General features: G+C 41.3%; 21 protein-coding genes. 7 read left to right on the forward strand and 14 right to left on the reverse strand.

The window, feature by feature from the left end; all coding sequences use genetic code 11:
* Nucleotides 1-453 precede the first annotated feature (453 nt).
* Nucleotides 454-864 carry an IS200/IS605 family transposase gene (tnpA, locus tag V7K67_RS24715; RefSeq protein ID WP_334732137.1) on the forward strand — a complete coding sequence of 137 codons (411 nt, stop codon included), beginning with the start codon at nucleotides 454-456 and terminating at the stop codon, nucleotides 862-864.
* Between the two features lie 138 nt (nucleotides 865-1,002).
* Here tnpA and V7K67_RS24720 read toward each other — a convergent pair whose 3' ends face one another.
* From V7K67_RS24720 to V7K67_RS24730, 3 genes are all read right to left on the reverse strand, one after another.
* Nucleotides 1,003-2,736 (reverse strand): Rqc2 family fibronectin-binding protein, encoded by a 1,734-nt coding sequence (locus tag V7K67_RS24720; protein WP_334732138.1) that lies wholly within the window; start codon nucleotides 2,734-2,736, stop codon nucleotides 1,003-1,005.
* Nucleotides 2,737-2,924: 188 nt separating this feature from the next.
* Complete coding sequence (locus V7K67_RS24725) at nucleotides 2,925-3,155, reverse strand: hypothetical protein (RefSeq protein WP_334732136.1); 231 nt, start codon at nucleotides 3,153-3,155, stop codon at nucleotides 2,925-2,927.
* A 287-nt stretch (nucleotides 3,156-3,442) separates the two neighbouring features.
* Complete coding sequence (locus V7K67_RS24730; RefSeq protein WP_334708414.1) at nucleotides 3,443-4,708, reverse strand: glycosyltransferase family 4 protein; 1,266 nt, start codon at nucleotides 4,706-4,708, stop codon at nucleotides 3,443-3,445.
* Nucleotides 4,709-5,330: 622 nt separating this feature from the next.
* Between V7K67_RS24730 and psaK the strand changes: the two genes are divergently transcribed.
* A complete protein-coding gene (gene psaK, locus V7K67_RS24735) occupies nucleotides 5,331-5,591 on the forward strand; it encodes a photosystem I reaction center subunit PsaK (RefSeq protein ID WP_334708400.1) in 261 nt (86 codons plus the stop codon).
* A 365-nt stretch (nucleotides 5,592-5,956) separates the two neighbouring features.
* On the opposite strand, the gene V7K67_RS24740 is transcribed toward psaK, so the two are convergent.
* The 4 genes from V7K67_RS24740 to V7K67_RS24755 all read right to left on the reverse strand — a co-directional run bounded on the left by V7K67_RS24740 (nucleotide 5,957) and on the right by V7K67_RS24755 (nucleotide 9,557).
* Nucleotides 5,957-6,649: a manganese catalase family protein gene (locus V7K67_RS24740; RefSeq protein ID WP_334732135.1), complete on the reverse strand. Its 693-nt coding sequence runs from the start codon at nucleotides 6,647-6,649 to the stop codon at nucleotides 5,957-5,959.
* Nucleotides 6,650-6,814: 165 nt separating this feature from the next.
* Entirely contained in the window at nucleotides 6,815-7,093 is a 279-nt protein-coding gene (locus V7K67_RS24745; RefSeq protein WP_334708402.1) for a GlsB/YeaQ/YmgE family stress response membrane protein, read from the reverse strand.
* A 179-nt stretch (nucleotides 7,094-7,272) separates the two neighbouring features.
* Nucleotides 7,273-8,655, reverse strand: a complete 1,383-nt coding sequence (hemN, locus tag V7K67_RS24750) for an oxygen-independent coproporphyrinogen III oxidase (protein ID WP_334732134.1) — start codon at nucleotides 8,653-8,655, stop codon at nucleotides 7,273-7,275.
* A gap of 185 nt (nucleotides 8,656-8,840) precedes the next feature.
* A complete protein-coding gene (locus tag V7K67_RS24755) occupies nucleotides 8,841-9,557 on the reverse strand; it encodes a biliverdin-producing heme oxygenase (protein ID WP_335168802.1) in 717 nt (238 codons plus the stop codon).
* Nucleotides 9,558-9,783: 226 nt separating this feature from the next.
* Between V7K67_RS24755 and V7K67_RS24760 the strand changes: the two genes are divergently transcribed.
* Both V7K67_RS24760 and V7K67_RS24765 read left to right on the forward strand, forming a co-directional pair.
* Nucleotides 9,784-9,984 (forward strand): hypothetical protein, encoded by a 201-nt coding sequence (locus tag V7K67_RS24760; protein ID WP_334732132.1) that lies wholly within the window; start codon nucleotides 9,784-9,786, stop codon nucleotides 9,982-9,984.
* 312 nt (nucleotides 9,985-10,296) lie between these two features.
* Nucleotides 10,297-12,579 carry a DUF1796 family putative cysteine peptidase gene (locus V7K67_RS24765; protein ID WP_334732131.1) on the forward strand — a complete coding sequence of 761 codons (2,283 nt, stop codon included), beginning with the start codon at nucleotides 10,297-10,299 and terminating at the stop codon, nucleotides 12,577-12,579.
* A gap of 376 nt (nucleotides 12,580-12,955) precedes the next feature.
* Here V7K67_RS24765 and V7K67_RS24770 read toward each other — a convergent pair whose 3' ends face one another.
* From V7K67_RS24770 to V7K67_RS24790, 5 genes are all read right to left on the reverse strand, one after another.
* A complete protein-coding gene (locus V7K67_RS24770) occupies nucleotides 12,956-14,464 on the reverse strand; it encodes an acyl-CoA synthetase (protein ID WP_334732130.1) in 1,509 nt (502 codons plus the stop codon).
* Between the two features lie 147 nt (nucleotides 14,465-14,611).
* On the reverse strand, nucleotides 14,612-15,592 hold the full coding sequence (locus V7K67_RS24775) for a magnesium transporter CorA family protein (RefSeq protein WP_335168805.1): 981 nt from the start codon (nucleotides 15,590-15,592) through the stop codon (nucleotides 14,612-14,614).
* A 387-nt stretch (nucleotides 15,593-15,979) separates the two neighbouring features.
* Nucleotides 15,980-18,040, reverse strand: a complete 2,061-nt coding sequence (locus V7K67_RS24780) for a tetratricopeptide repeat protein (protein ID WP_335168807.1) — start codon at nucleotides 18,038-18,040, stop codon at nucleotides 15,980-15,982.
* A gap of 509 nt (nucleotides 18,041-18,549) precedes the next feature.
* A complete protein-coding gene (locus tag V7K67_RS24785; protein WP_334732127.1) occupies nucleotides 18,550-20,391 on the reverse strand; it encodes an aspartate kinase in 1,842 nt (613 codons plus the stop codon).
* 119 nt (nucleotides 20,392-20,510) lie between these two features.
* Nucleotides 20,511-21,080 carry a Uma2 family endonuclease gene (locus tag V7K67_RS24790; RefSeq protein WP_335168809.1) on the reverse strand — a complete coding sequence of 190 codons (570 nt, stop codon included), beginning with the start codon at nucleotides 21,078-21,080 and terminating at the stop codon, nucleotides 20,511-20,513.
* A 264-nt stretch (nucleotides 21,081-21,344) separates the two neighbouring features.
* Between V7K67_RS24790 and V7K67_RS24795 the strand changes: the two genes are divergently transcribed.
* The 3 genes from V7K67_RS24795 to V7K67_RS24805 all read left to right on the forward strand — a co-directional run bounded on the left by V7K67_RS24795 (nucleotide 21,345) and on the right by V7K67_RS24805 (nucleotide 22,513).
* Nucleotides 21,345-21,590: an AbrB/MazE/SpoVT family DNA-binding domain-containing protein gene (locus V7K67_RS24795; protein ID WP_335168811.1), complete on the forward strand. Its 246-nt coding sequence runs from the start codon at nucleotides 21,345-21,347 to the stop codon at nucleotides 21,588-21,590.
* Nucleotides 21,591-21,824: 234 nt separating this feature from the next.
* Nucleotides 21,825-22,154 carry a DUF433 domain-containing protein gene (locus tag V7K67_RS24800; RefSeq protein WP_335168813.1) on the forward strand — a complete coding sequence of 110 codons (330 nt, stop codon included), beginning with the start codon at nucleotides 21,825-21,827 and terminating at the stop codon, nucleotides 22,152-22,154.
* Entirely contained in the window at nucleotides 22,154-22,513 is a 360-nt protein-coding gene (locus V7K67_RS24805) for a DUF5615 family PIN-like protein (RefSeq protein ID WP_335168815.1), read from the forward strand. The genes V7K67_RS24800 and V7K67_RS24805 overlap by 1 nt, the downstream gene beginning before the upstream one ends.
* Nucleotides 22,514-22,536: 23 nt before the next feature.
* On the opposite strand, the gene V7K67_RS24810 is transcribed toward V7K67_RS24805, so the two are convergent.
* Together V7K67_RS24810 and V7K67_RS24815 are read right to left on the reverse strand one after the other, a co-directional pair.
* A complete protein-coding gene (locus V7K67_RS24810; protein WP_335168817.1) occupies nucleotides 22,537-22,737 on the reverse strand; it encodes a hypothetical protein in 201 nt (66 codons plus the stop codon).
* Nucleotides 22,697-22,885 (reverse strand): type II toxin-antitoxin system HicA family toxin, encoded by a 189-nt coding sequence (locus tag V7K67_RS24815; RefSeq protein ID WP_335168819.1) that lies wholly within the window; start codon nucleotides 22,883-22,885, stop codon nucleotides 22,697-22,699. The genes V7K67_RS24810 and V7K67_RS24815 overlap by 41 nt, the downstream gene beginning before the upstream one ends.
* Between the last annotated feature and the right edge of the window lies 1 nt (nucleotide 22,886).

A 22,886-nucleotide genomic window follows, 5' to 3' on the forward strand; every position in this document is an offset into this window, starting at 1 on the left:
CTAGAAGAGGACTAGAAAAAACTTGGTTTAATTGTTCACTAGTTTCACATAGTCGTCTTCAGACGACTTTAGCTTTCAGACAGGGAATTTCATTCTTAACCAAATTCATTGGTTTACCAACCAGACCGCCAGAGAATAGAATTCTCTGTCTAATGGTGCAAGTCCTCTAGAAGAGGACTAGAAAAAACTTGGTTTAATTGTTCACTAGTTTCACATAGTCGTCTTCAGACGACTTTAGCTTTCAGACAGGGAATTTCATTCCCTGGCTGGCTGCTGCTGGCTGCTGCCTTCTGGCTGGCTTCGTGAACTGGCTGATTTGCTGATTCCTGCTTCCCTGGCTAACTGACTCATTGCCTAGCTGACTGGCTGACTGACACTGCTAATATGATAATTTTTTCCAGCAATATGGGAAACATAAATGTATGTAAATAAATACAAAATTTAGAAAATATTATGTCTCTGTGGCGACTTTATTATCATATTGTTTGGGCAACAAAAGAACGCCAACCTCTAATTACCTCCGATAAAGAAACTGAGCTTTATAATTACATCATTGATAAATCCAATAGTTTAAATTGTAGACTCCATGCCATTGGAGGTATTGAAGACCACATACATTTAGTAGTATCTATCCCGCCAACAATCGCGATTGCAGAGTTTGTGAAAAAAATTAAAGGAAGTAGTTCTCACCATTTCAACCACAATCTTTGCCCTACATCAGAAAAATTTGCTTGGCAAGAAGGATATGGTATATTTTCTTTGGGCAGTAAGCAACTTGAGCAAGCTGTTATATATGTTCAAAATCAAAAAATACATCATCTTGAAGGCACGGTAAATTCCCATTTAGAAAAAGCAGTCGCATAACCAAGAAAAAGAAACTGCTAATATCTACGGGCAACTCAAAGCTGATTTATTTAATCAATTTGCACCCAGAGAAAAAAGAAAAAAGCAAGCGGAGAAAAACTAAAATAACTGATTTAGGTTTTGGTGAAGTAGAGAGCGTCATTTGGAATTTTGAATTGTTAATTGTGGTTTTCCCCACAGGATAGTTTCCTGCTTGTAAATGGCAATTCCCGGTTTGGCGCCTTTGGGTTTGTAGACGTGTTTTAGCTGAGTATAAACTACTGGCACTTGCTCACTTTGACGGGCACGACTGTAGTAGGCAGCAAGATTAGCTACAAATTGCAAATCAGCTTCTTCTGCCACAGCACCCGGTTCTAGACGTAGTAACACATGACTTCCTGGAATTTCTTGAGCGTGGAACCATAAGTCATAATCCCCTGCGACACGAAAGGTCAATTGGTCATTCTGGCGATTGTTACGACCGATTAATACTTCAAAGCCACCAGGGGTAAGGTAACGATGAAAGTTGGTGCTAGGTGCTTCGTTGGCGCTACGACTGCGGTATTCTGGATCTTCTAGATACTTTTGCCCTATCAACTCTTCGCGGATTTCTTCTAAAGCTCGTAAATCTTCTGCTGTTTGGTAAGTGTCTATCTGAGCGATCGCAGCTTCTACTTGTTCTAAATACTCAATTTCTGTCTGTACTTCCAACAGTAGCGGTTCCACAGCAGCACGAGCGCGTTTCAGCTTTTGGTGCTGTTTGTAAAGACTCTGGGCATTTTGGACGGCATTTTTATCTGGCTGAAGTGCGATCGCAACTGGTAAATTTGTCTCAAAATCAGCAAGGATAATTTCTTTCATCCCCGGTTCCCAGTTTTGCAGGTGAGCCATCAATAAATCTGCTTTTTGCCGATACTCGTCGGCTCGATCTGATTGCTGCAAGCGCGTCTGAAAGGTTTGAGCTTTATTGCGTAATTTCGCCAGAATATTATTCAATTTCTGACTCAACTGATGGCGCAATTGGGAAAATAACTGTTGATCGATCTGGTTACTGTAGTAGCGGTTGAGTAAATCCTGAATATTTTTGACCTTTTCAACTGCACCCCAACCCATTACGGTGTAAGCATCTTTTGTCCAAGCGGGTTGAAATTTCTTGGAATCCAAGGCTTGCAGCCATTCTTGCCAACGCTCAAACAGCCGTCGCCAGTCGTCGGGGTTGAGAGTATCGGTAGATGTTTCTGGTGCGATATTTGCTTCTAGAAGCATTAATTCCAGTAGCGCTGCACTCAAACCACTATAACTTTTGAGCAATTGCCGCTTAATTGCCCCTGGCACTAAACTTACCCGTTCTTGCCAACGTTCTTGAGATTCGCTCAAACTGGGGATAGTCCCAGTCAGTTTTGGCGGTGTTTCATAAGGTTGTCCGGTTTGGATGGGACGGACACTAGATTGTTGCTGACTGACTTGATGGGCGGCGGTGATAATTATATTGTTAGCGTCGGTGAGAATGACGTTGCTATACTTGCCCATGATTTCTGCATAGACATGATATAGGGCGCTTTCTCCAGGACGACGAGCAAATTGCAAATCAATAACCCGCTCCCAAGGGGCGATCGCTTCAATCGCTACCAATGCCAAACCACCCAATTGGTGTATCAATTGTTGACTAAAGGTAAAGGTATCAGGCGATCGCGGTGGTGGATCGCCGATACAAATATGTGCAGCTTGGGGATGCCAAGAAATTTGTAGCCAATCCCGTTGTTTCAGGGTGCGTAATGCTATAGCAATAGTGTAGCGATCGCGTTGATAAACCTGTTCTGTCCGCGAGGGCAGCCAGTTAGCGCGGATTTCGCTACAGGTAGCTGTAAGAGTAGTGAAGTCAACTGGTTGCATAGCCATTCGCGTTCAAAGGTCGATGCTCAGTATACTTCTATCTATCGATATTAGCGTAGGTGTAGCCCGCCTTATCTACGGGACGGACTCGCGTTTGCGATCTTATATTAGTTGGAAAGGCTATTTCTGGCGTAGTTGGTGATGATTGCAGTTACTTAAATAATTCGCATGAATTTTTGGGTAGTTCCCTATTCAATTTGTTGCCTAAGAGATGGTGTTAAAATCATTATCCCTCTGACAACTTCTTCAGGAGTAGCTGTACCATCGATTACCTTTGGTGCAATCGCCATTACTTCCAAAGCTAGGTTTGTTGGAATTCCCCTTGCTTCTAGCCGCTTCAATTCCAAAACGTCAATACCTGCTGTTAATCCATCCAAATACTCTTCTACAGTCACTCCCAAATTTTCAATTTCCACCATGAATATAATTTCCTGTTTTTTGTTCGATGTTTCAGCCGATGCCTTTAGTTAAATTAAAGCGATCGCTATTTATCACACGATTTACATGGCTGAAACCCTTATTATAAAAAGGGATTGCTAAGAAAATAAACAGTATTGCCAAATTCTTTACGGTTGGTTGGCAATACTGTTGACTTAAAGATTGTTTGTCATAATTTCAGACTTGTAGAGACGCAAAATTTGCGTCTCTACAAAAGTTATCGCTATGTAGATAATCTTATCCAAACCGTATCAAGTTGCTGAGAAGATTATTTAGCAAGCAATAGGGGTTCTTGGACTGGTTGTAGCAGTTGAGTATAAAGTTCACTCAACTGAGTTGCTACACCATGCCAACTAAACTTGCTTTCGACGCGCTTTCTACCGGCTTTACCCAATTCGTCTCGCCACTCTGGATTTAAAAGAATTCGGTCAATGGCAGACGCAAAGGCATCTACATCTTGTGGTGGTGCTAATAAACCAGTTTCTTCATGAACTACAGTAAACTGAAGTCCGCCGACATCACTAGCTACAACTGGTGTACCGCTTGCCATCGCTTCGATCGCTACGAGTCCAAAGGGTTCGTAGTGACTGGGAACAACGCAAACATCGGCGGCTGCGTAATAAGTTGGCAAAATATCTTGACTGAGACGACCGGCAAGGATGGTAAAGTCGCTCATTCCCAATTCGTTGATAATAGCCTCAATGCGATCACGCTCAATTCCGTCGCTGTTACCTGGAGTGCTACCACCACCAATAATTAGCTGGATATTTTTCGAGTCGCGTAGTTGAGACTCGTTGACTGCACGCACCAAGGTTTCTATACCTTTGCGTTGGTCAAAACGTCCTACATACAATACAACCTTGGCTTCTTTGTCAATACCAAATTCAAATCTGGCTGCTTCTCGCCCAATGGAACCAAACTGCTGAATATCTGTACCACAGGGAATGATGTCAATGTTGCCTTTAGTGGAAACTAGCGATCGCATGTGTTGTTGTTCTTGTGGACTTGTCGCCACAATTCGCTCTGCTGTTTCCAACACTTGTTTTTCTACTGCTAATCGCTGACTAGCAATCAGAGGAATATTTTCTATAGTGTTATACTTTACCGCTCCTAATGAGTGGTATGTGTGAACTTGTTTACTTCCTTGGATTTTATTTAACTTCATTCCCACCCAACTAGAGAGCCAGTAATTAGTGTGAACTAACTGGTATGTAATCTCATTTTTTACTTGAAATTTGAGGAAATTATCCACAAATTCAGGTAGATAATCAAAAATCTCATCTCGCGGCACAAACTCAAGAGGACCAGCTTTTAAACGAATAGTTCGACAATTGTCACTGTGTTCAACAATCGAGTCTTGCTCCAGACTCACCTTGCGGGTAAACATATCAACTTGCCATCCTAGCTGCGCTAGTGCTTCACCCACCTGGCGCACATAAACATTTTGTCCCCCAGCTTCTTCTTTCCCTATTTCAATCGCCGGATCTCCGTGGACGGAAATCAAGGCGATACGTTTTTCGGTGGTAGAGTTCATAGTTTGTGTGTTGCTGATTTTAACAAAGTTTTAGGCTGTTCCAAGCTTGTGAATAACACACTTGCCTGAATTGTTTAGGAACTTTGATTAATATTGAATTGATTTTAATTTACTATACCTAATCTTTTTTTACATCCTCTGTCAGAAGTATACTTTTAGATTAAATACAAATATTTAATCTGTATTTAATTTGTCTTTAATTTCTTTAGATATAGAAAATCGTTATATTTATATCTCATACTTTTGATAGATGAAAATTATATTTTTAATTCATATCTAGCTCTAATTTCATAGATATAGCAATCTTAAATTTGCTCTCTACCGAGATACTCAGCTCCCCGACTTCTTGAAAAAGTCGGGGAGCTTTTTGTTTATAGATACATTGACGCTACATCCGTAAGACAACTTATTAGTAAGTATTAATTTTAATAAGTATATGTTCAATTTAGATATTGAAGTTCACACCACCTACCACATTTACCTCACCGCGTTGAACTCATTTTGTATTAAGTAGTAAGAATAACTGTTAAATATTGATGCAAAATCGGGTAATTTATTGAATTTGCTTCGGAAAGTTTCAGATTATATCTTCAACCATTAATAAATTTCAGGAGCAAATCAGGTGTTTACTTCGACCTTCCTCGCTGCTGCAACCACACCCCTGGAATGGAGTCCAATAGTTGGTCTGATTATAATTCTCGCTAATATTGTTGCCATTGCCTTTGGCAAATCTAGCATCAAGTATCCCAACGCAGAACCAGCACTACCCTCACCCAATTTATTTGGTGGTTTTGGTTTACCTGCCCTTTTAGCAACTACCGCCTTTGGTCATATCTTAGGCGTGGGCGTTGTCTTAGGGCTGCATAACCTGGGAAGAATATAGGCTTTTACCCAAGTTAGCCTTTATTTTGATGATTCTTTTGTCTCCAGCTTTGAGTCAGCGAGTTAGTTCTCTGGCTCTTTTTTATACAAATTGTCCTGAGAGATCGAGGTTTGTTGAAGAAGAATTCAGAAATCAGAATTCAGAATCAAGAGATCCGCTACTAAATTGTTGCACCACCAAATTTTAAATTTTCACGCAACCCAGACACAGAAAGCAATTCCCAATCCAAAATCTAAAATCTAAAATTCAAAATGGTATAAGCAGCCTAAAAATTGCTAATCATCCGGTGGGTAAACAGCCCACCGGATGATTAGGAATTTTTCAGAATATGCCAAAAATCTGTTTGCTCAAAATCAACCTATACTCTAAGAGTGACTTTCTAGCGGATTAGCGACATATTTGAATGTTGGCTCAGAATTCCAAGGGCCACGCTCGTCTTTATCATTTCCGTTTGTAGATAGGTTGTAGTAGAGAGCAACAGTGTCATCGGGCTTAACATTACCAAAGAATGGATCTGTCAACTTACCTAGTGAATCTAGAGCTTTCATAAACATCTGAGTATGAGAAATTTCTCGTGTTAACAGATGGACTAAAGTCTCTTGGGTTCCTTTATCGGTTGCTAACTTGATTAATGCTTCGTAAGTCTGACGGGCACCGGCTTCTGCTGCAACGTTAGCTCTTAAATCACGTACTACATCTCCACCCTCGTTTAAGTAACTTGCAGTCCAAGCAGTACCCTGGCTATCTAGAAAATGAGGCCCAATCCCTCGAACTGCAAAGAGAGTACTCTTATAAGCATCTGTTTGATCCACATTTTTGGTATGAGCTTCGATGAGTTTACCAACCATTTCTAAATGGCTGAATTCTTCGATCGCAATGTCTTGAAGCATATCTTTAATGCCAGCATTTTCGACATGGAATGATTGAACCCAATATTGAAGTGCTGCACTAAGTTCGCCAGTAGCTCCGCCAAACTGCTCTAGTAGCAACTGAGCAAAACGAGGGTTTGCTTCACCAACGTTAACTGCATGAATAGGCTCTTTTTTGTGAAAAAACATAGATTTACACTTCCCAAAATTTGGTGTTACAGAATGAATCGGCTTATCTTTTAGTCTTTTCCCAGATAGAGCTAATTTGATGTTTGATAGCTTCTTCAATTGGTGAACTAGAAGACTGAATAAAGTACAGTAGTTATCTCCTGGTTGATAACTGCTAATCAGGGATTAGGTATTGCTGCTTCTTCTGATTAATCCCCATAGATAAATAGCAACAATTGCGCCAAGCACAGCCACTAAAATACCAGGAAGAGTTAAACCAGTACCAGCCGCAGTAATTTGTAGAGTTCCTGTTCGTAACAAGGTAAATAGACTTCCACCGACGAAAGCACCAATGATACCCAAAATCATTGTGGAAAGGATTCCGCCACCTTGATAACCAGGATAAATAGCTTTAGCAATCGCACCTGCCAAAATTCCTAAAACTATCCAAGCAATAATACTCATAACTGCCTCAACAATCTCACTTGTGTCTAAGTTATCAACTCTGATTTCAAATTCTTTCTACCAGATGGGGTAAATGCTAAATCCAAAAGTTAGACAAAAGAGTTTATATCCAAAGAACTTAGATCCCCGACTTCTTAAAGAAGTCGGGGATCTGGGCAGCAAGATTTGCAGAAATGATATCAAATAGCGCGGGAAAATTTTGTCTCTCGCGTTCTTGTATGAGTATCAAAGATGACGGCAATATTTCTTACTAGTAATCTACCGATGTCTGTAATCTGGATCTGATTTTTTGATAAACTGACTAGGCCATCGGCTTCTAGTGGTTTTAACGCCTCTAGCTCATCAGAGAAATATTCATCGAAACTGATATGATATTTGTTTTCAATGTCTTGCTTATGAAGCTGAAAGTGAGACATTATATCCATAATCACATCCCGTCTGATGATATCGTTCTGAGTAAGTTTAATACCTTTACTAACAGGTAAAGCACCCGCTGCAAGTGTCTGATAATAATCCTTTAATTCTTTGTGGTTTTGGGCATAAGCATCTTCTAGCATACTGATGGATGTGGCACCAAAACCAAACAATTCTGTTTCAGCGTGGGTAGTGTAGCCCTGGAAATTGCGTTTGAGAGTGCCATTGCGTTGAGCGATCGCTAGTTCATCATTAGTTTTAGCAAAATGATCCATCCCAATAAATAGATATTCGTTATTCGTCAATTCTTCAATGGTCATTTTCAGAATCTCTAACTTTTCCTCTGCTGGGGGTAGCGCTTCTTGAGGAATATTTTTTTGTGTCGGTTTGAGCCACGGCACATAAGCAAAGTTAAAGACTACAATTCTGTCAGGATCTAATTCAATCGTCTTTTTCAGCGTCTCTTGAAATGTCTCGCGGGTTTGATAAGGTAAACCATAGATTAGGTCTACATTCACACTTTCAAATTTAGCTTCTTTGATCCAACTCATGACATCAAAGAGCATTTCTTCTGGCTGGACACGATTTACAGCTACTTGAACTTGGCGATTAAAATCCTGAATGCCAAAACTAATGCGGTTAAAGCCAATCTGTCTCAGAAAGAAAATGTAGTTTTTATCGATATAGCGGGGATTAATCTCAATTGAGATTTCTGCTTGGGGATCGATGTTGAAATAGCGATTGATATTTTTCCATAAAAATTCTACTTGGTGACGTTCTAAGTAATTAGGAGTACCACCTCCCCAATGGATTTGCAGGACTTTTCTATCTGGATCGATTAAGGCTGAGGTGTTTTTGATGTCTTGAACCAAAGACTCCACATAAGGTTTAGCAATATTCTTGTTGTTGGAAATTACTGTGTTACAGCCGCAGAAGTAGCAAGCACTTTGGCAGAAGGGGATATGGAAATATAAAGAAAGAGGGGTTTTGCGTTGATTCGAGGCTGCGATCGCGGCCTTAAAATCAGTTTCAGTGAATGTTTCGCTTAACTCTGTAGCGGGCGGGTAACTGGTATATCTAGGTGCGCGAGTGTCGTACTTTTGAATCAGATCCAGATCAAACTTGACACCAGGTAATAGAAAAACCATTGAGTTGCTTTCCAATGAATGAGGGGGGATTGGGGACTGGGGACTGGGGACTGGGGACTGGGGACTGGGGACTGGGGACTGGGGAGAATTATTGAACAAGTTTCTTTCTAATGCCCAATGACGCCAGTTGCTTCAAGTCGGGCATTGCCCGCCCAACGCACTGGCTCCCCAATGCCCAATAAAAATTAATTAGTCGCAGCTACTTCAGTGCTACCTGAATTCCGAGAACGAGTGAGGCTATTAAACACAACTTGACCGAGTGCTTTAATTAGACTTCCCTCTAACTCCTGAGCCATCTGTAAATTGAACCCAAAGGCATTATTAGCTTCTGCAACAATCCGTTCTGCTGTTATATCATCAACGGGTAATGCATTTAATGCCTGACGATACTTATCCTTAAATGCCTTTTTGTCAGGAATTTGCTCAAAGTTGTAAAAGGATGTGCCTTCATAGCCAGAAAGTTTCAGGGCTGACTGAGCAACTTTTTGTAGCATTTGACCCCCAGAAAGATCGCCCATGTAGCGAGTATACGCATGACCTAACAGTAAGGCTGGTTCACTAGCAGAAATTTCCCGAATGCGACTAATGTATGTCTGGGCAGCTGGTGAGGCTGTAACTCGCTCTCGCCAATTATCCCCATAATAAAACACCATATCTTTTTCGAGTGATAATTGGCGATTAAGTTCAGGAAAGTAAACCGCACTAATTACAGGATGCTTTACATGGCTTTCTAATGACGCTTCTAGTTCACTGTAGACGTAATACAAGTTGCTTAAGAACTTGGCAAAGCAGTCTTTATCCACAACTCCTTGCAAAAAACATTTCATGAATGCCACATTTTCCGCTGATGTGTGGGCTTGTTGAGTTCCAGAACGGAGTTTGATGGCTAGATTGCTACTCATTGTTGCTTCCTTCGTGTTCAAGCGTAAGGTTTCTTGACAGTCATCGATTCATGATGCCTGCCAAGGCCAGCTAAAAAATTGTTATTCTAGGTTTAGGTTTAGAAAGTATTTGCATCACTCTATCCAGCAAGTACCACTGCCGATGCAAATCCCAGCTATTTTTATCTCTCCTAAAAGTATTTAACTATTCATTCATATATAGCTATGGGGATATTAATATTTATTTATGTTTTCTGATGCTCATATTCAGGCATCTGACCTTAATCTGAAGCTAGCAGAGATTAGTAAGAGCGATACCTACGGCGGCAAGCTACGCTTACCAATGATAAAATTTTGCCAAAAATTACCCTTGATAGCCTCCATTGTTGGGTATCTATTGCAGACTTACCTAATTGTGAAGGAGGCAGGAGGTTGCAATACAACGTAGCAACTCTTGGATTTCAGTGCTACTGAAGCAAAAATTTAACTTAATCTTATCCTGTTTTTGATTTGTTCTTAGTTGTGCTAAGACTTTTAATACAATATATTTTATTAAATCAGTATTAAATCTTTTATAAAAATCCGATTTAATCTTGGAAAAGCCTGGCTACTATAGCTTTGGGTGATATAAATCAAAGCTTCAGTATACTTAACAAGATTCATACCGGATTCTTAAGATTTCTATGTGATATTCTCAAAATAGGTTTAAAGATTCAGCCTGACTATTTGGTATCGTACTCACTAAATCAGGATAAACTCTATGTATCGATTCCAAATCAGTGCATACACGCAAACGGGCGAATCCATTGGTATCGTCGGTTCTACTCCAGAGTTGGGAATGTGGGACATCAGCAAATGTGTCCACCTGCGTACAAGTGGCGATCGCTATCCTTCATGGTGGAGAGATATTGACATTCAAGAGTCAGGCGATGTCTCACGACAAGCCACTTCGTGTCTACGCCAAAAAGTTGAATATAAATATGTGCGTCTCGATGCAAACGGTAACGCCCAATGGGAGAGCTTACTAGATACAAACCGTTGGATTCCCATTGACTCTAACGCTGATGCCAGCACAATAATTGTGGATGATGGCGCATTTGGCTATTTACAACCTTATCCGTTTGGATATATTGAGAACCCTACTGTCAGAATACCCTTGGATGAAGAGTCTAAAGGGTTAAAAATCGTAGTCATTGGTAGTTCCGTCGCATTAGGTCATAAAGCCTGGTTTTTGAAAGGTTGGGTCTGGTTGTTGGCACAGGCTTTGCAGCAAAAATATGGGCATAAACTCTTGAATGTGTCGGAGGTGGGGGCGAATGTCAGCAGAACGATCGCCCGATTTCCCTCAGTTGTCACTCCAGAACAACCAGATGTAGTAATCATTGCCTTATCCCTGGGCAACGAAGGGTTAGCCTACTGTCCCCCTCACGAACGCCGGGCAGTACAGCGGCGGTTTGAAAGTGGCTTACAGCAGCTTGTGAAAATGACGCGGGACATCGGAGCTATCCCGATTCTGGGCGGAGTCTATCCCAACGGTGATTATTCCCAAGAACATTACTCGCTGATCCGAAACACACACAACCGGATGCTAACTTGGGGCGTGACTGTATTAGATTGGTTGGCAGCTGTGGATGATGGGCAAGGACGATGGAAAGCGGGGATATCTTTCGACCCGGCTCACCCAAACACCCTTGGTCACAGTCTCATGTATCAACAGATTGACCACCACCTCTTCGACATCAACAAAGACGCATTAGCAAAGGAAAAACAACACTTCCGACAACCGAATGAATTCCCCATCTACTTTGACAATGCCGGCTTTCGGATCTCTGTCGGTATCGAAGAGAAGCGTTTACGAATCATTAATCCATCACAATACAGCTATACGATCGCTCCCTATTGGCAGGAACTACAAACTGTACTGCAAAGTAAGGCTGGATTGATACCGGGTATCTACATTGCGAAGGATACCCAGCCAGGGACGCTCCCATTCTTTGCCGTGCAAGAGGATGGCGCGATCGCAACGACAGTAAAAATCCCCCCTGGTGCCGACCTAGAATATAGCACCGCCTTCAATCTTTTTTCGCCGAAAAACTCACAAGTTTTGTTCTATGACGGGGATCTGGGGATTTTGCAAGCGGGCGAATGCCACCTCTGGGTGATCAACGAATCAGACAACGAGTACAACATCCAACCCATGTGGCAGGAGGTTTGCCTAGCACTTAAAGCTATGCCATCGGGTGTCTATGAAGATCCGCTTCATCCCGAGGCCCCCTTTCGCACCATGATGATTGGTAACAATGGGCTAGAAAGTCGGGTGAAAGCACCACCTAAATCTGCGCTGTTTTTCCAATACAAATGCAAATTATCGGATATCAGCCGCGTGGCCATTCTTCCCCTTGGCGATCGCTGTGCCGTCCGCATGATGTTGTATAAAATGGAGTATGATGGCCCCGCCTTTCCCTTTGATCTGACGCGCACCACCAATATTGCAGATGTTGCGGATGCGATCGAACACGGTTTTGATGATATGTGGAACCCTGCCTTTTTGCATTACAGCCCCGATGCAGGTAGAATTTACCATAGTAAGTGGTCGGGTTTATCCTTTGCCCATGAAGTTGAGGAGACAGACGACCCCACAAACGATATGTTTCCCGTCCATGAACGGATGCGCCTTCGTTACACAGCACGCTCTGAAAGGTTTTGGTACGCATTGCGGCATTGCGACAAAGTGCTTTTCGTTCGCACAGGAATTAGCGATCGCGGTGGTGTGATAGATTTAGTCAACAAGCTGGAAAAACAATGCCAGGGGAAGCCATTTCATCTCTTGCTGCTTTCTCCCCAAAGCGATGATGAGTTTTTAGACCTTCCCAATGTGCTGCACTATAATGTCGAGTTTAATCCCGATCGCATGTATGACGATTTGGGGCACTGGATGTATTGCACAGAGGTGATGCGAGGAATTCTGGAATCCCTTGGTGTGTCTAGTAAAAACCTCTTTTGGTGTCCGCCCAAACCTCCGAAGGGGTGGGAAACTAGATAGGGCGATCGCAATACTGTTCGGTTAAGGCAAGAGACGCGATGAATCGCCGTCTCTACAATAATCAGTCTTTTGTAGAGACGGCGATTTATCGCGTCTTTCTAATAGACATCTGGTGAAAATGAATGTAGAGACGTAGCAGTGCTACGTCTCTACAAGGATTCTGGATAACGCATATTTAATTTCTGGAGATTACTACTGAAAAACAAGTTAGTAGATCAACCTGACCCAAATTTGCGATCGCTCACGGTATTTCAAGAACGGAACGAACCAATAGAAATAGACTGGTAACAATCCTTCCACAACCTTTAGTATTCATCTAGCATTCTTGCAGCCTCATTCATACACTCTAGGTCAATTTAGATGTTAACGATCGCTATCAGCAAAATAGCTCAACCACTGTCGGCTTAGTCACTTTCCCCATCGCATTACGCGGTAATTCTTCAACTATCAAAATTTGGGTTGGCACTTTATAAACCGCCAATCGCTCTTTTGCCCAACTCCTGAAAGCTTCTAATGTTAAAGGTTGTGACCCTTGCAATACTAACGCTGCACACACCCGTTCACCCCACTCTAAATCAGCAACCCCAACCACTGCACATTCCTGAATATCTGGATGGGTTCTTAGCACTTCTTCAATTTCTAAAGCTGAAACTTTATACCCTCCAGTTTTGATAATATCCACGCTCATTCGTCCCAGAATGCGGTAGTTGTCGTTCTCAATTACGGCGGTGTCTCCAGTACGGAACCAGCCATCTTGGAAGGCTTTGGCGGTTGCTTCAGGGTTTTGCCAATATTCTAGAAACACTCCAGGGCCTTTAACTTGGATTTCTCCTGGGGTTTCGGCTGGGACTAACTCTCCGTTCTCATCCACTAATCTTACTTCAATTTTAGGCAGAGGTTTCCCCACATATCCAGATAACCGTTCACCGTGTAAAGGGTTCGATAGCGCCATACCGATTTCAGTCATCCCATAGCGCTCAAGCAGAAAATGGCCGCTGATGGTTTGCCACTTTTCTAAAACTTGAACTGGTAATGCTGCGGAGCCAGAAACCATCAGGCGCATCTTAGCACAGCCTTCTGACATGCTTTTTTGACGTTCCTTAGAGGCTGTTTCCCAAGCAGTAATTAGCTTTACATAAATTGTTGGTACTGCCATAAATAAGGTTAAGTCGCCGTCACAAATTCGGTTCCAAACGGTTTCAGCATCAAATTTGATCAATATATGGCACTCCGCCCCAGCCCATAAAGCACAAGTCAGTACGTTAATAATTCCATGAATATGATGTAGTGGCAGGATATGTAAAATGCGTTCGCGTAGCGTCTTTGCAGGAGAATCATCCGATGTCCATTCCCAAGCGGTGATTAAGCTAGTCACTTGCGCTTGAATATTTTGGTGAGTCGTAACTACACCCTTCGGTTTACCTGTTGTACCGCTGGTGTAGAGAATTAAGGCGCGTCTTGTGATATCTACCTCTGGGAGCGGAGCAATATTAGATGGGAGCGTTTCTGAGGTGAGGATAAATCGTAAATTGTGTTCTTGGGCGAGCGATCGCAGTATACCCTCAAAATTGGGATGAGCAATAATAATCGATGCTCCAGAATTGCTAATTACGTACTCCAATTCTGGACGTGGGTGGGAAACACACAGAGGTACAGCTATGCCACCAGCACGCCAAATTCCCCATTGAGTGGCTACATACTCAAACCCAGACGGAATGAGAAAGGCAACTCGCTGCTCTTGTAAATCTTCTGTATTTTGAAGAAGACCTGTTGCTATTTGACTAGAAGTGTTCAGCAAATCCCGATAAGTAAATGCTTCATCTGTTGTCACAATTGCTGTTTTTTCGTTGTGTTCTTCAGCACGAATAATCAATGGGAGATTCACGTTTATTTACCGATTTAGGGTTGATTCAGTCTACTTACAGAAAGTATATATAATAGTAATCCTATTTGATTTGCTTTCCACTGACAGGCTCAGATCCCCGACTTCTTGAAGAAGTCGGGGATCTTTTTATTCATAACTTTATAGATACTACAACCAACGTTGTTTTTTTGCATAGAAAATACTGCCAATCACAATGAATGCCATCATACCGATCACCATAGGGTAAGCCCAAGGTTGTTCTAATTCCGGCATATACTTGAAGTTCATACCATAGAAACCAGACATAAAAGTGATTGGTAAAAATATTGTCGGAAGGATAGTCAGACGATTAATTCGTTCGCCTGTTTTACTAGCAATATTATCACGTTGAATTTCCATTAATTCTGACATCCAGGCTCTTATAGCTTGATATTCTTGCCAGAGTTTATCAACGTGATGAACCAATTCTTGATTGAATAATTCTTTCACTGGCTGGCCAATCCACTGGAAATCTTCATTATCCATAATAGCCATAAGTAACTTGATGCTTTGAAAATTACGGCGTCCAGAACGAGTAGATTGCCTCATTGTGGCAATTTTTTGGTACGTTGATTCATCACCGGAATTATCTAAAACTTCATCTTCTAAATCATCAAGTTTTCTAGAAATATAATTAAATACAGTTTCGTAATTATTCAAAATATCTTTAAATATGAGGTAAAAAAGATAGTCAATTCCTAAGTTTTGAATATCTAGAGTTCGCTTGTGGAGATTATTAGCTAGAATGCTTAATATTTTTAGTTCAGTGATTTCAAAAGTTATAATGAAATTATTTCCAACTACAATGTTGCCACGTACCACCTCAAACTCATTATTTTTTATTTGAGGAGTTAGGATTTCATAGCTGTCAAATAAACAATCTTCTACGTCTTCATCAATTCCTAAAGGGGAATGGTTGAAAATCATGTTAACACGAGATGGGTTGAGTCCAAAGTGCTTGATAATTCTGGCTGTTCCAGTGCGATCGCGGAAGTGAACACAACGCAACCAAATATTCTGAGAAACATCAATTCTTTTCAGTATTGTATCGACATCCCTACTGGTAAATATTTCCAGGTTATCTGGATAAAAAGTCAGGAGAATTAGCATATAGCAATCCTAATTGAGTCGTAAGAAAATACTGGGACTCATATTGAGCAATAATTTATTTGACTACAACGACACATCAAATGTCAAAGTCTACAATTTATAACGCTAAGGAATAAGAATTAAATAACATACAATTTATGTCCCTGGTTTACCTCACCCTCAATCCCTCTCCGATATATTGGAGAGGGATCGTGAGACAGGATGGAGTTTTGCATTTTATTTAATCCGCGTTCCTAAGTAGTAAGGAGTAAAGAGCTTACTAACACCTCTCAAAACTAGTTCGATAAAGTACTAGTCGTAAATTTGTAAAGTAAAACACATTTAAATAGCACAATCACTCTCTAAGAGTTTTGACAGTTGACAGTCAACATTATATTGAATTGTGGCTCAATTTTTTTCTATTTTCCCAGATTTAAGGCGCGTAGTTGGCGCTGGCGCTGAATTATTTTGCAGAATTGCTATTTCCCGTTGTGCATCTTGATAACTATCTTGTTCCCCTTGCTGTTGGAATAGTTTTGCAGCTTTTTTAAAATCTGCGATCGCACCCGGTTTATTTTTCTGCTTGGTGCGAATCACGCCCCGATTATAATAGGCTAAGGCATTGTTAGCGTTAATTGCGATCGCTCGTGAATAATCCTGATTTGCAGCTTTTTTATTTCCCAGTTCGAGATAGGCGTTACCACGGTTGTTGTAAGCTGCTAGATTATTTGTATCTAATTTTATTGCTGCGGTGTAATCTTCAATAGCACCTTTATAATCTCCGAAAGAAAAGCGGTGAATACCTCTGTGAATATAAGCTGCAATAAATTTCGGGTCAATCTGTAAGATAGTCTTGTAATCTTCAGTAGCTTCTACTTGATTGCCCAAATCGCTGTAAATATCACCACGATTAAGATAAGCTTCTATATATTTGGGATTGATGTTAATTGCGTCTGTATAATCTTTCAGTGCCGCATATTTTTGTTTATTAATCGATTGAGTTAAACCCCTTTGATAATAAGCTTTGGCATCACTAGGATTAATCTTAATTACTTTATCAAAATCTTGGATAGCTTCAAGTCTTTGTCTGAGACGACGACGGAGAATCCCTCGCTGTAAGTAGGCTTCAGTATACTCAGACTTGAGAGCGATCGCTTTGCTAAAATCTTCAATTGCACCTTTATTATCCTTCAATTGAGTACGAGCTAATCCCCGGCCATAGTAAGCATAAGCATCTTTAGAATTTAACTTAATTGCTTGAGTATAATCTGCGATCGCTTCTTTGTATTTGCCTAATTCCGAAAAAGCAAATCCTCGGTCAAAATAGGCATTAGCATCTTGAGGATTGAGTAAAATGGCTTGGCTAGAGTCTGCTTGTGCTTGCTCGTAGTCTCCTAATCGATAATAGGCATCACCTCGCCGATTATAAGCCAAAGCGTTTTGCGGATCTAATTTAATAGCCTGATTGAAATCTTCAATAGCTCCTTCATAGTTTCCTTCTTCATATTTATTTTCTCCCTTTTGGTACAATGTCTGTTGAGCATCACTTACAGGTTTTGGCGTTCTCAATTGCCACGCTGCAACACCAAGGGTGATACAGACAATTATCCCAATTAGAACTAGTAATAATTTTTTTTGAAGCTGTTTTTGTTGATCGTCATCAACATTTGTTATCTTTTTCAGATCGTCTAAAACTTCGGTTGCATACTGGTAGCGCTTACGATAGTCAAAACGCACCATTTGATTAATAATTTTTGCTAGTTTTCGGTTAACTTTGAGGTTTTTGTCGCACCAAAGTATTTCACCTGTCAGCTTATTTTTCTGGTTGCGTAAATTAGATATTTCCTTTGCAGCTAAACCTTTCAGTGCTGCGATCGCAACCATACCTAAAGCATATATATCACTATTATATTTGAGGTTGCCGTTAACTTGTTCTATAGGCATATATTCGAGATTGTCAACAGTATTAGTGATGGCTTCATTAACAGTACCAAAATTAACCAAAACTAACTTTTTATCTGATTCACGGCGAATAATATTTGCTGGTTTAATATCCCGATGAATTACGCCATAGCTATGTATAATCACCAAAAGGTTTAATATCTCTGATAAAAGAGTAATTACTTGGTCTTCTCTCAGAGATTCTCCTTGGAGAATTTCGTCAGTTAAAGAATTACCAGGTATGAATTCTTTGACTACATAGAATTCTTCATTTTCTTCAAAACAAGTAATTAACTTTTGAATTTGGTCATATTTTTGTCCTAGTTTTTCTAAAGTTGCTGCCTTACTTGTAAACAAGCATCGTAGGCTTGTTAAAGCTTGAGGATTGCTACTAGAAGAACGTAACTGCTTGACTATAAATTGGCTGCCAGGAAGATTAACATCTTCAACTAGATAGGTTTTTCCTTTTTCCCCATCATTGAGAACTTTTAGTATTTGATAATGTCCATCTAGTAAATGACTATCCATCAATATAAATATAGTCTGATAAATTGTTTGATTATAGCTCAATACAGTTCAGTTAAGCATTTCTTTCTTCTCTTTGCGTCCTTGGCGTCCAACTCTTACGAGACGCTGCGCGTTCACGCAGTGTCTCGCAGAGAAGGCGGTAGCCTGCGGCAAGCCGCTCCGCGTCTACGTTAAAAAAATTGAATTTGACAAAGAGTTTTAGGCTTAACCCAAGCGTATTGGATTATAGCTTAGGTGTTATTAATAGTGATTTTTAAATGTAAATATTTATTTATTCAGTTAGGGGCAATGCATGTAGACGCGTTCGCGGAGCGTCTCGTAGAGAAGCGGCTTCCCATAGGGAATTGCCCCTACCTGAATAAAGCGCACCCTCACATAGAATTAGTATAAGCGGCTCCAGTCTTTAGAATATGACTAGAGCCGCTTACTACAAACCTTTAATTATTGACGCCTACTTATCAGAAGAGTAAATAGACCACGCGGTTAATTACGAATTATTCAGTTAAGTTTTACGCTGGTACGACAAATTTCTCGCTACCAGCCAATTCAAAGGCTGCGTGAATGGCTTGCAAAGCTTTAACACCTTGCTCTTGTGCCACAACACAACTAATTTTGATTTCTGAGGTAGCAATCATTTGAATGTTGATTTGTTGTTTGGCTAAAGCTTCAAACATTTTAGCGGCAATACCTGGTTGTCCTACCATCCCTGCACCGACAATACTCACCTTAGCGATCGCACTATCTAAAACAACTTCACCCCATCCTAACTCTGCTGCTACTTGGATAAGCATTTCTCTGGCATTTTCCCCATCTATCCGCGAGACTGTAAAAGCAATATCTCGCCTGGGAACACCATCAATTACCCGACAACGCTGAGATTGGATAATCATATCAACGCTAATATTATGCTGCGCTAATAATCCAAATAATTTTGCCGCCATCCCTGGCCGATCTGGCAATTGGCGAATAGCAAGACGCGCTTGATTCAAATCGAGGGCAACACCGCGAACGGGAGGTGGGGAGTGAGGAGTTAGGAGTGAGGAGTTAGGAGTGAGGAATTCTCCCCTGCTCCCTGCTCCCTGCTCCCCTGCTTCGATCTCAAAGGCGGTACGGAGTGCTAAGACGGCGCGATCGCACTGGGCGGCATCGACTACGCAACTTACTTTCACTTCGCTGGTGGAAATCATTTGAATATTCACGCCTGCTTCGGCTAAGGTAGCGAACATCTTTGCAGCGACACCAGGACGGCCAATCATTCCTGCGCCTGCGATGCTGACTTTGGCAATGTTATGTTCTACCATTACCTCGGCTTCGTCCAAGTTGGGGTTAGATTGACTTCTCAGTGCTGGGGCGATCGCTGTTGCTACTGCTTCTGCCCGTTTTAATATTGGTGTGGTGACAGTAAAGGCAATGTCATTACTGTTACCTTCATGAACTGACTGAATAATCAAATCTACGTCTACTTTTTGCCGAGAAATTTCGCCAAATAATCTCGCTGCTACGCCTGGTTTGTCAGGTACGCGCAACAAAGCAACCTTCGCTTGGTCAGTGTCAAATTCTACAGCATCTACTGGACGGGCAATTTCTAGATTGATTAGCGATCGCCCTTGGGGTTTGGCTGATGTCACCCAAGTACCTGGTTGATCCGTCCAGCTAGACCTAACTACAAGGGGAATACCATAGTTACGGGCAATTTCCACAGCACGGGGATGCAGCACTTTTGCGCCCAAGCTAGCTAATTCCAACATTTCATCGCAGGTGATGGCATCCATCAACTGGGCTTCGGCAACCAAGCGGGGGTCTGTAGTGAGAATCCCTGGAACGTCTGTATAAATTTCGCAAAAATTCGCTCTTAATGCGGCTGCGATCGCCACTGCTGAGGTGTCAGAACCACCACGACCCAAAGTCGTAATTTCCATCTCTCCGGCGCTGGAGATGCCTTGGAAGCCAGCTACTACAACTACTTTACCTTCATTTATGTGGCGAGTTAGGCGAGTAGTTTCAATATGCAAAATCCGAGCGCGGCTGTGTTCAGCTTCGGTAACAATTCCGACTTGAGCGCCAGTCATGGAAATTGCCGGCTGTCCGAGTTCCTGCAAAGCCATACTGAGTAAGGCAATGGTCACTTGTTCGCCAGTAGAAAGCAGCATATCCATTTCCCGGCGGTTAGGATTTGGAGAAATTTCAGTAGCTAGTTTGACGAGTCCATCGGTGGTTTTTCCCATTGCCGAAACCACTACGACAATAGAGTTTCCAGTTTTAACAGTTTTATAAATACGCTGTGCAACAGCTTGAATACGTTCGACTGAACCGACAGATGTACCACCGTATTTCTGAACTATGAGCGCCATAACTTTTTTTAATCAATTGTGCCTGCTTTCATCAACGCTTCCACCTGGTTAGGAAGCCTTCAAGGCTTATCAGTTATATAGTTTACTAAATATTGCGTCGAATGCCCTATCATAATTGATTATTCAAAAACCACATCTTCGTAGAGTGTTGCCATTGTTTCCTCAAAATCCACGCTGTTGAGTCGAAATGATTGATGCTCTGCTGTGTAGGATTGTAAAACCCATAACCCTTGCTCATTGCGGCGAAAACACTCAACTCGCTGACGTTTTGTATTAATTAAAACATACTCTTGCAGACTTTCGAGTATTTGATAATCGGCAAATTTGTCGCCCCGGTCAAAGGCTTCAGTAGAATTAGATAAAACTTCGACAATTAAACAGGGAAATCTTTTATAACCAGGCGTTTCTCGATCTCGTTGATCGCAAGTAACCATCACATCGGGATAATAAAAGCGATTCAGAGATTCGATTCTGGCTTTCATGTCAGCGATGTAAACACGACAACCAGAGCCGCGCACATAATTACGGAGGAGAGCGAACAGGTTTCCCGCAATGGTAACGTGTGGATCTAGCGCTCCAGCCATTGCGTAGATGTAGCCGTCTATATATTCATGCTTGATATTGCTCTGTTCCTCCATTTGGAGGTATTCTTCAGCAGTAAGATAGTTTTGTTGGGGCGAGGCTATCATATTTTAAAGGTTTTATTGTGCCGATTTACCTATGGCGATGCGTTAGAGGTTGTTTGAAAAGTATTTAGCTGTGATTTTAGGCACTTCTAGATCCCCCCTAACCCCCCTTAAAAAGGGGGGAACCGGAATCAAAGTCCCCCAATTTATCGGGGGATTTAGGGGAATCTAGAACGTTTTGCTACCAAGAAGAGGACTTTTCAAACAACCTCTTAGGTGCAGTAGACTTTATAATCAGGTAAGGAACTGATGTAAGGAACCTGGATAATGGCTAGTGCGACCATCACCACTAAAGGGCAAGTAACTATTCCTAAAGAAATTAGAGATTATCTTAACCTTGATACAGGTAGTAAGGTTGATTTTGTTATTGATGAAAATGGAATAGTTAAATTAATTACCCTGAATATCTCTATCCAAAGTTTATCAGGGATTTTACACCGTCCGGGAATGAAAAGCACAACTTTAGAAGAAATAGAAGCTGCAATTAAAGAAGGCTCAAGTGATTGGACTTGATACAAATATTTTAGTGCGCTACTTAACAAAAGATGATGACAAGCAGTGGGAGCAAGCTGCTGAAATTATCGAAGGGGGAGAGCAATGTTTCACAACCATATAACGTAGGCGTAGCCCGTCGTAGACATCGCTTGTAGATTTACACTTCTTTTCTAGAGCCTACGCCTTGACAACACCATCATTCAAGGCTTTGAGGCGAGATAATATAGCTGTGAACTCCATTTGGGTAGACCAATGCAACTAGAAGATTATTTTGACTTTTTATCAGCCGATGATATTCGCCTGAAAGGACACCGCATCGGCATCGACAATATACTTGATTATTACTTGGAAGGATATACGCCGGAAGAAATTGCTGCTAATCTACCTAGTTTGAGTTTGGAACAAATTCACGCTACTATTACTTATTATCTCCATAATCGCACCAATATCGAAGCTTATCTGTCACGTCTGGCAACATGGCGGGAACAGCATTACCAAGAATCGCTTGCAAATCCTTCATTTTTGGTACAGCGCCTCAGAATCTTAAAAACTCAAAGAAATGAACGTCAGGTAAGTGCTTAGTGAAAGTTCGTTTTTTGCTTGATGAAAATTTATCGCCGCGTCTGAAAATAGCTGTTCTTCGTCTTAACCCAGCGATAGATATTTTACGTGTGGGTGAAAGTAATGCACCATCATTAGGAACTTTAGATCCTGATGTGTTGGTTTATCTGCAATTATCTCAACGGCTGTTAGTGACAGATAACCGCGCTAGTATGCCGGCTCATTTAGAGACACATTGGGCAGAAGGTGGACATATTTGGGGCTTATTCTGGTTGCGTCCGAGAATACCAATAGGGCAATTAGCACAAGAACTATTGCTAGTTTGGGAGACTACTGAGGCAGAAGAATGGATAGATCAGTTGGAATGGATTCCTTTTTAAGCGATCGCTTGTCGATTTACACTTTAAAGTAGAGTCTCATTATCTTGATATTCTTTGATTTTGGCATATAAACTGGCAACCGTTTCTGGAGCAAATAGTTTTTCTTTAACTTGCAAATAGTCGCCTTCACTGAGTTTACAAGCCGCCCAAAATTTCATTACCTTCGACGGTTCTAAGTGGCAGTTAAAAATTAGGTGATAAACCCGCTTGTTTACAAATTTCATTAGCAGTAATACGATCAATGGTACTATGCCGTTTTACCGGAAGAGTTTTGATATCATTAGTATATATAGAATGATTTCCTCCTTCCCTTAATAAATAAAAGCCATTTTGCTCTAAGTATTTAATTAGCTCTTTTCGTTTGACTGACACA

Origin of the sequence: Nostoc sp. (assembly GCF_036917155.1) — a bacterium.
Classification (GTDB): domain Bacteria; phylum Cyanobacteriota; class Cyanobacteriia; order Cyanobacteriales; family Nostocaceae; genus Nostoc.

What these genes read in the sequence shown, in the direction of transcription:
- V7K67_RS24790 (WP_335168809.1), bottom strand. Translation starts at nt 21,080, where the DNA reads ATGATAGCCTCGCCCCAACAAAACTATCTTACTGCTGAAGAATACCTC.
- V7K67_RS24745 (WP_334708402.1), bottom strand. Translation starts at nt 7,093, where the DNA reads ATGAGTATTATTGCTTGGATAGTTTTAGGAATTTTGGCAGGTGCGATT.
- tnpA (WP_334732137.1), top strand. Translation starts at nt 454, where the DNA reads ATGTCTCTGTGGCGACTTTATTATCATATTGTTTGGGCAACAAAAGAA.
- V7K67_RS24785 (WP_334732127.1), bottom strand. Translation starts at nt 20,391, where the DNA reads ATGGCGCTCATAGTTCAGAAATACGGTGGTACATCTGTCGGTTCAGTC.
- V7K67_RS24720 (WP_334732138.1), bottom strand. Translation starts at nt 2,736, where the DNA reads ATGCAACCAGTTGACTTCACTACTCTTACAGCTACCTGTAGCGAAATC.
- V7K67_RS24725 (WP_334732136.1), bottom strand. Translation starts at nt 3,155, where the DNA reads ATGGTGGAAATTGAAAATTTGGGAGTGACTGTAGAAGAGTATTTGGAT.
- V7K67_RS24765 (WP_334732131.1), top strand. Translation starts at nt 10,297, where the DNA reads ATGTATCGATTCCAAATCAGTGCATACACGCAAACGGGCGAATCCATT.
- V7K67_RS24760 (WP_334732132.1), top strand. Translation starts at nt 9,784, where the DNA reads ATGTTTTCTGATGCTCATATTCAGGCATCTGACCTTAATCTGAAGCTA.
- V7K67_RS24755 (WP_335168802.1), bottom strand. Translation starts at nt 9,557, where the DNA reads ATGAGTAGCAATCTAGCCATCAAACTCCGTTCTGGAACTCAACAAGCC.
- V7K67_RS24800 (WP_335168813.1), top strand. Translation starts at nt 21,825, where the DNA reads ATGCAACTAGAAGATTATTTTGACTTTTTATCAGCCGATGATATTCGC.
- hemN (WP_334732134.1), bottom strand. Translation starts at nt 8,655, where the DNA reads ATGGTTTTTCTATTACCTGGTGTCAAGTTTGATCTGGATCTGATTCAA.
- V7K67_RS24740 (WP_334732135.1), bottom strand. Translation starts at nt 6,649, where the DNA reads ATGTTTTTTCACAAAAAAGAGCCTATTCATGCAGTTAACGTTGGTGAA.
- V7K67_RS24795 (WP_335168811.1), top strand. Translation starts at nt 21,345, where the DNA reads ATGGCTAGTGCGACCATCACCACTAAAGGGCAAGTAACTATTCCTAAA.
- V7K67_RS24810 (WP_335168817.1), bottom strand. Translation starts at nt 22,737, where the DNA reads ATGAAATTTGTAAACAAGCGGGTTTATCACCTAATTTTTAACTGCCAC.
- V7K67_RS24780 (WP_335168807.1), bottom strand. Translation starts at nt 18,040, where the DNA reads ATGGATAGTCATTTACTAGATGGACATTATCAAATACTAAAAGTTCTC.
- V7K67_RS24775 (WP_335168805.1), bottom strand. Translation starts at nt 15,592, where the DNA reads ATGCTAATTCTCCTGACTTTTTATCCAGATAACCTGGAAATATTTACC.
- V7K67_RS24730 (WP_334708414.1), bottom strand. Translation starts at nt 4,708, where the DNA reads ATGAACTCTACCACCGAAAAACGTATCGCCTTGATTTCCGTCCACGGA.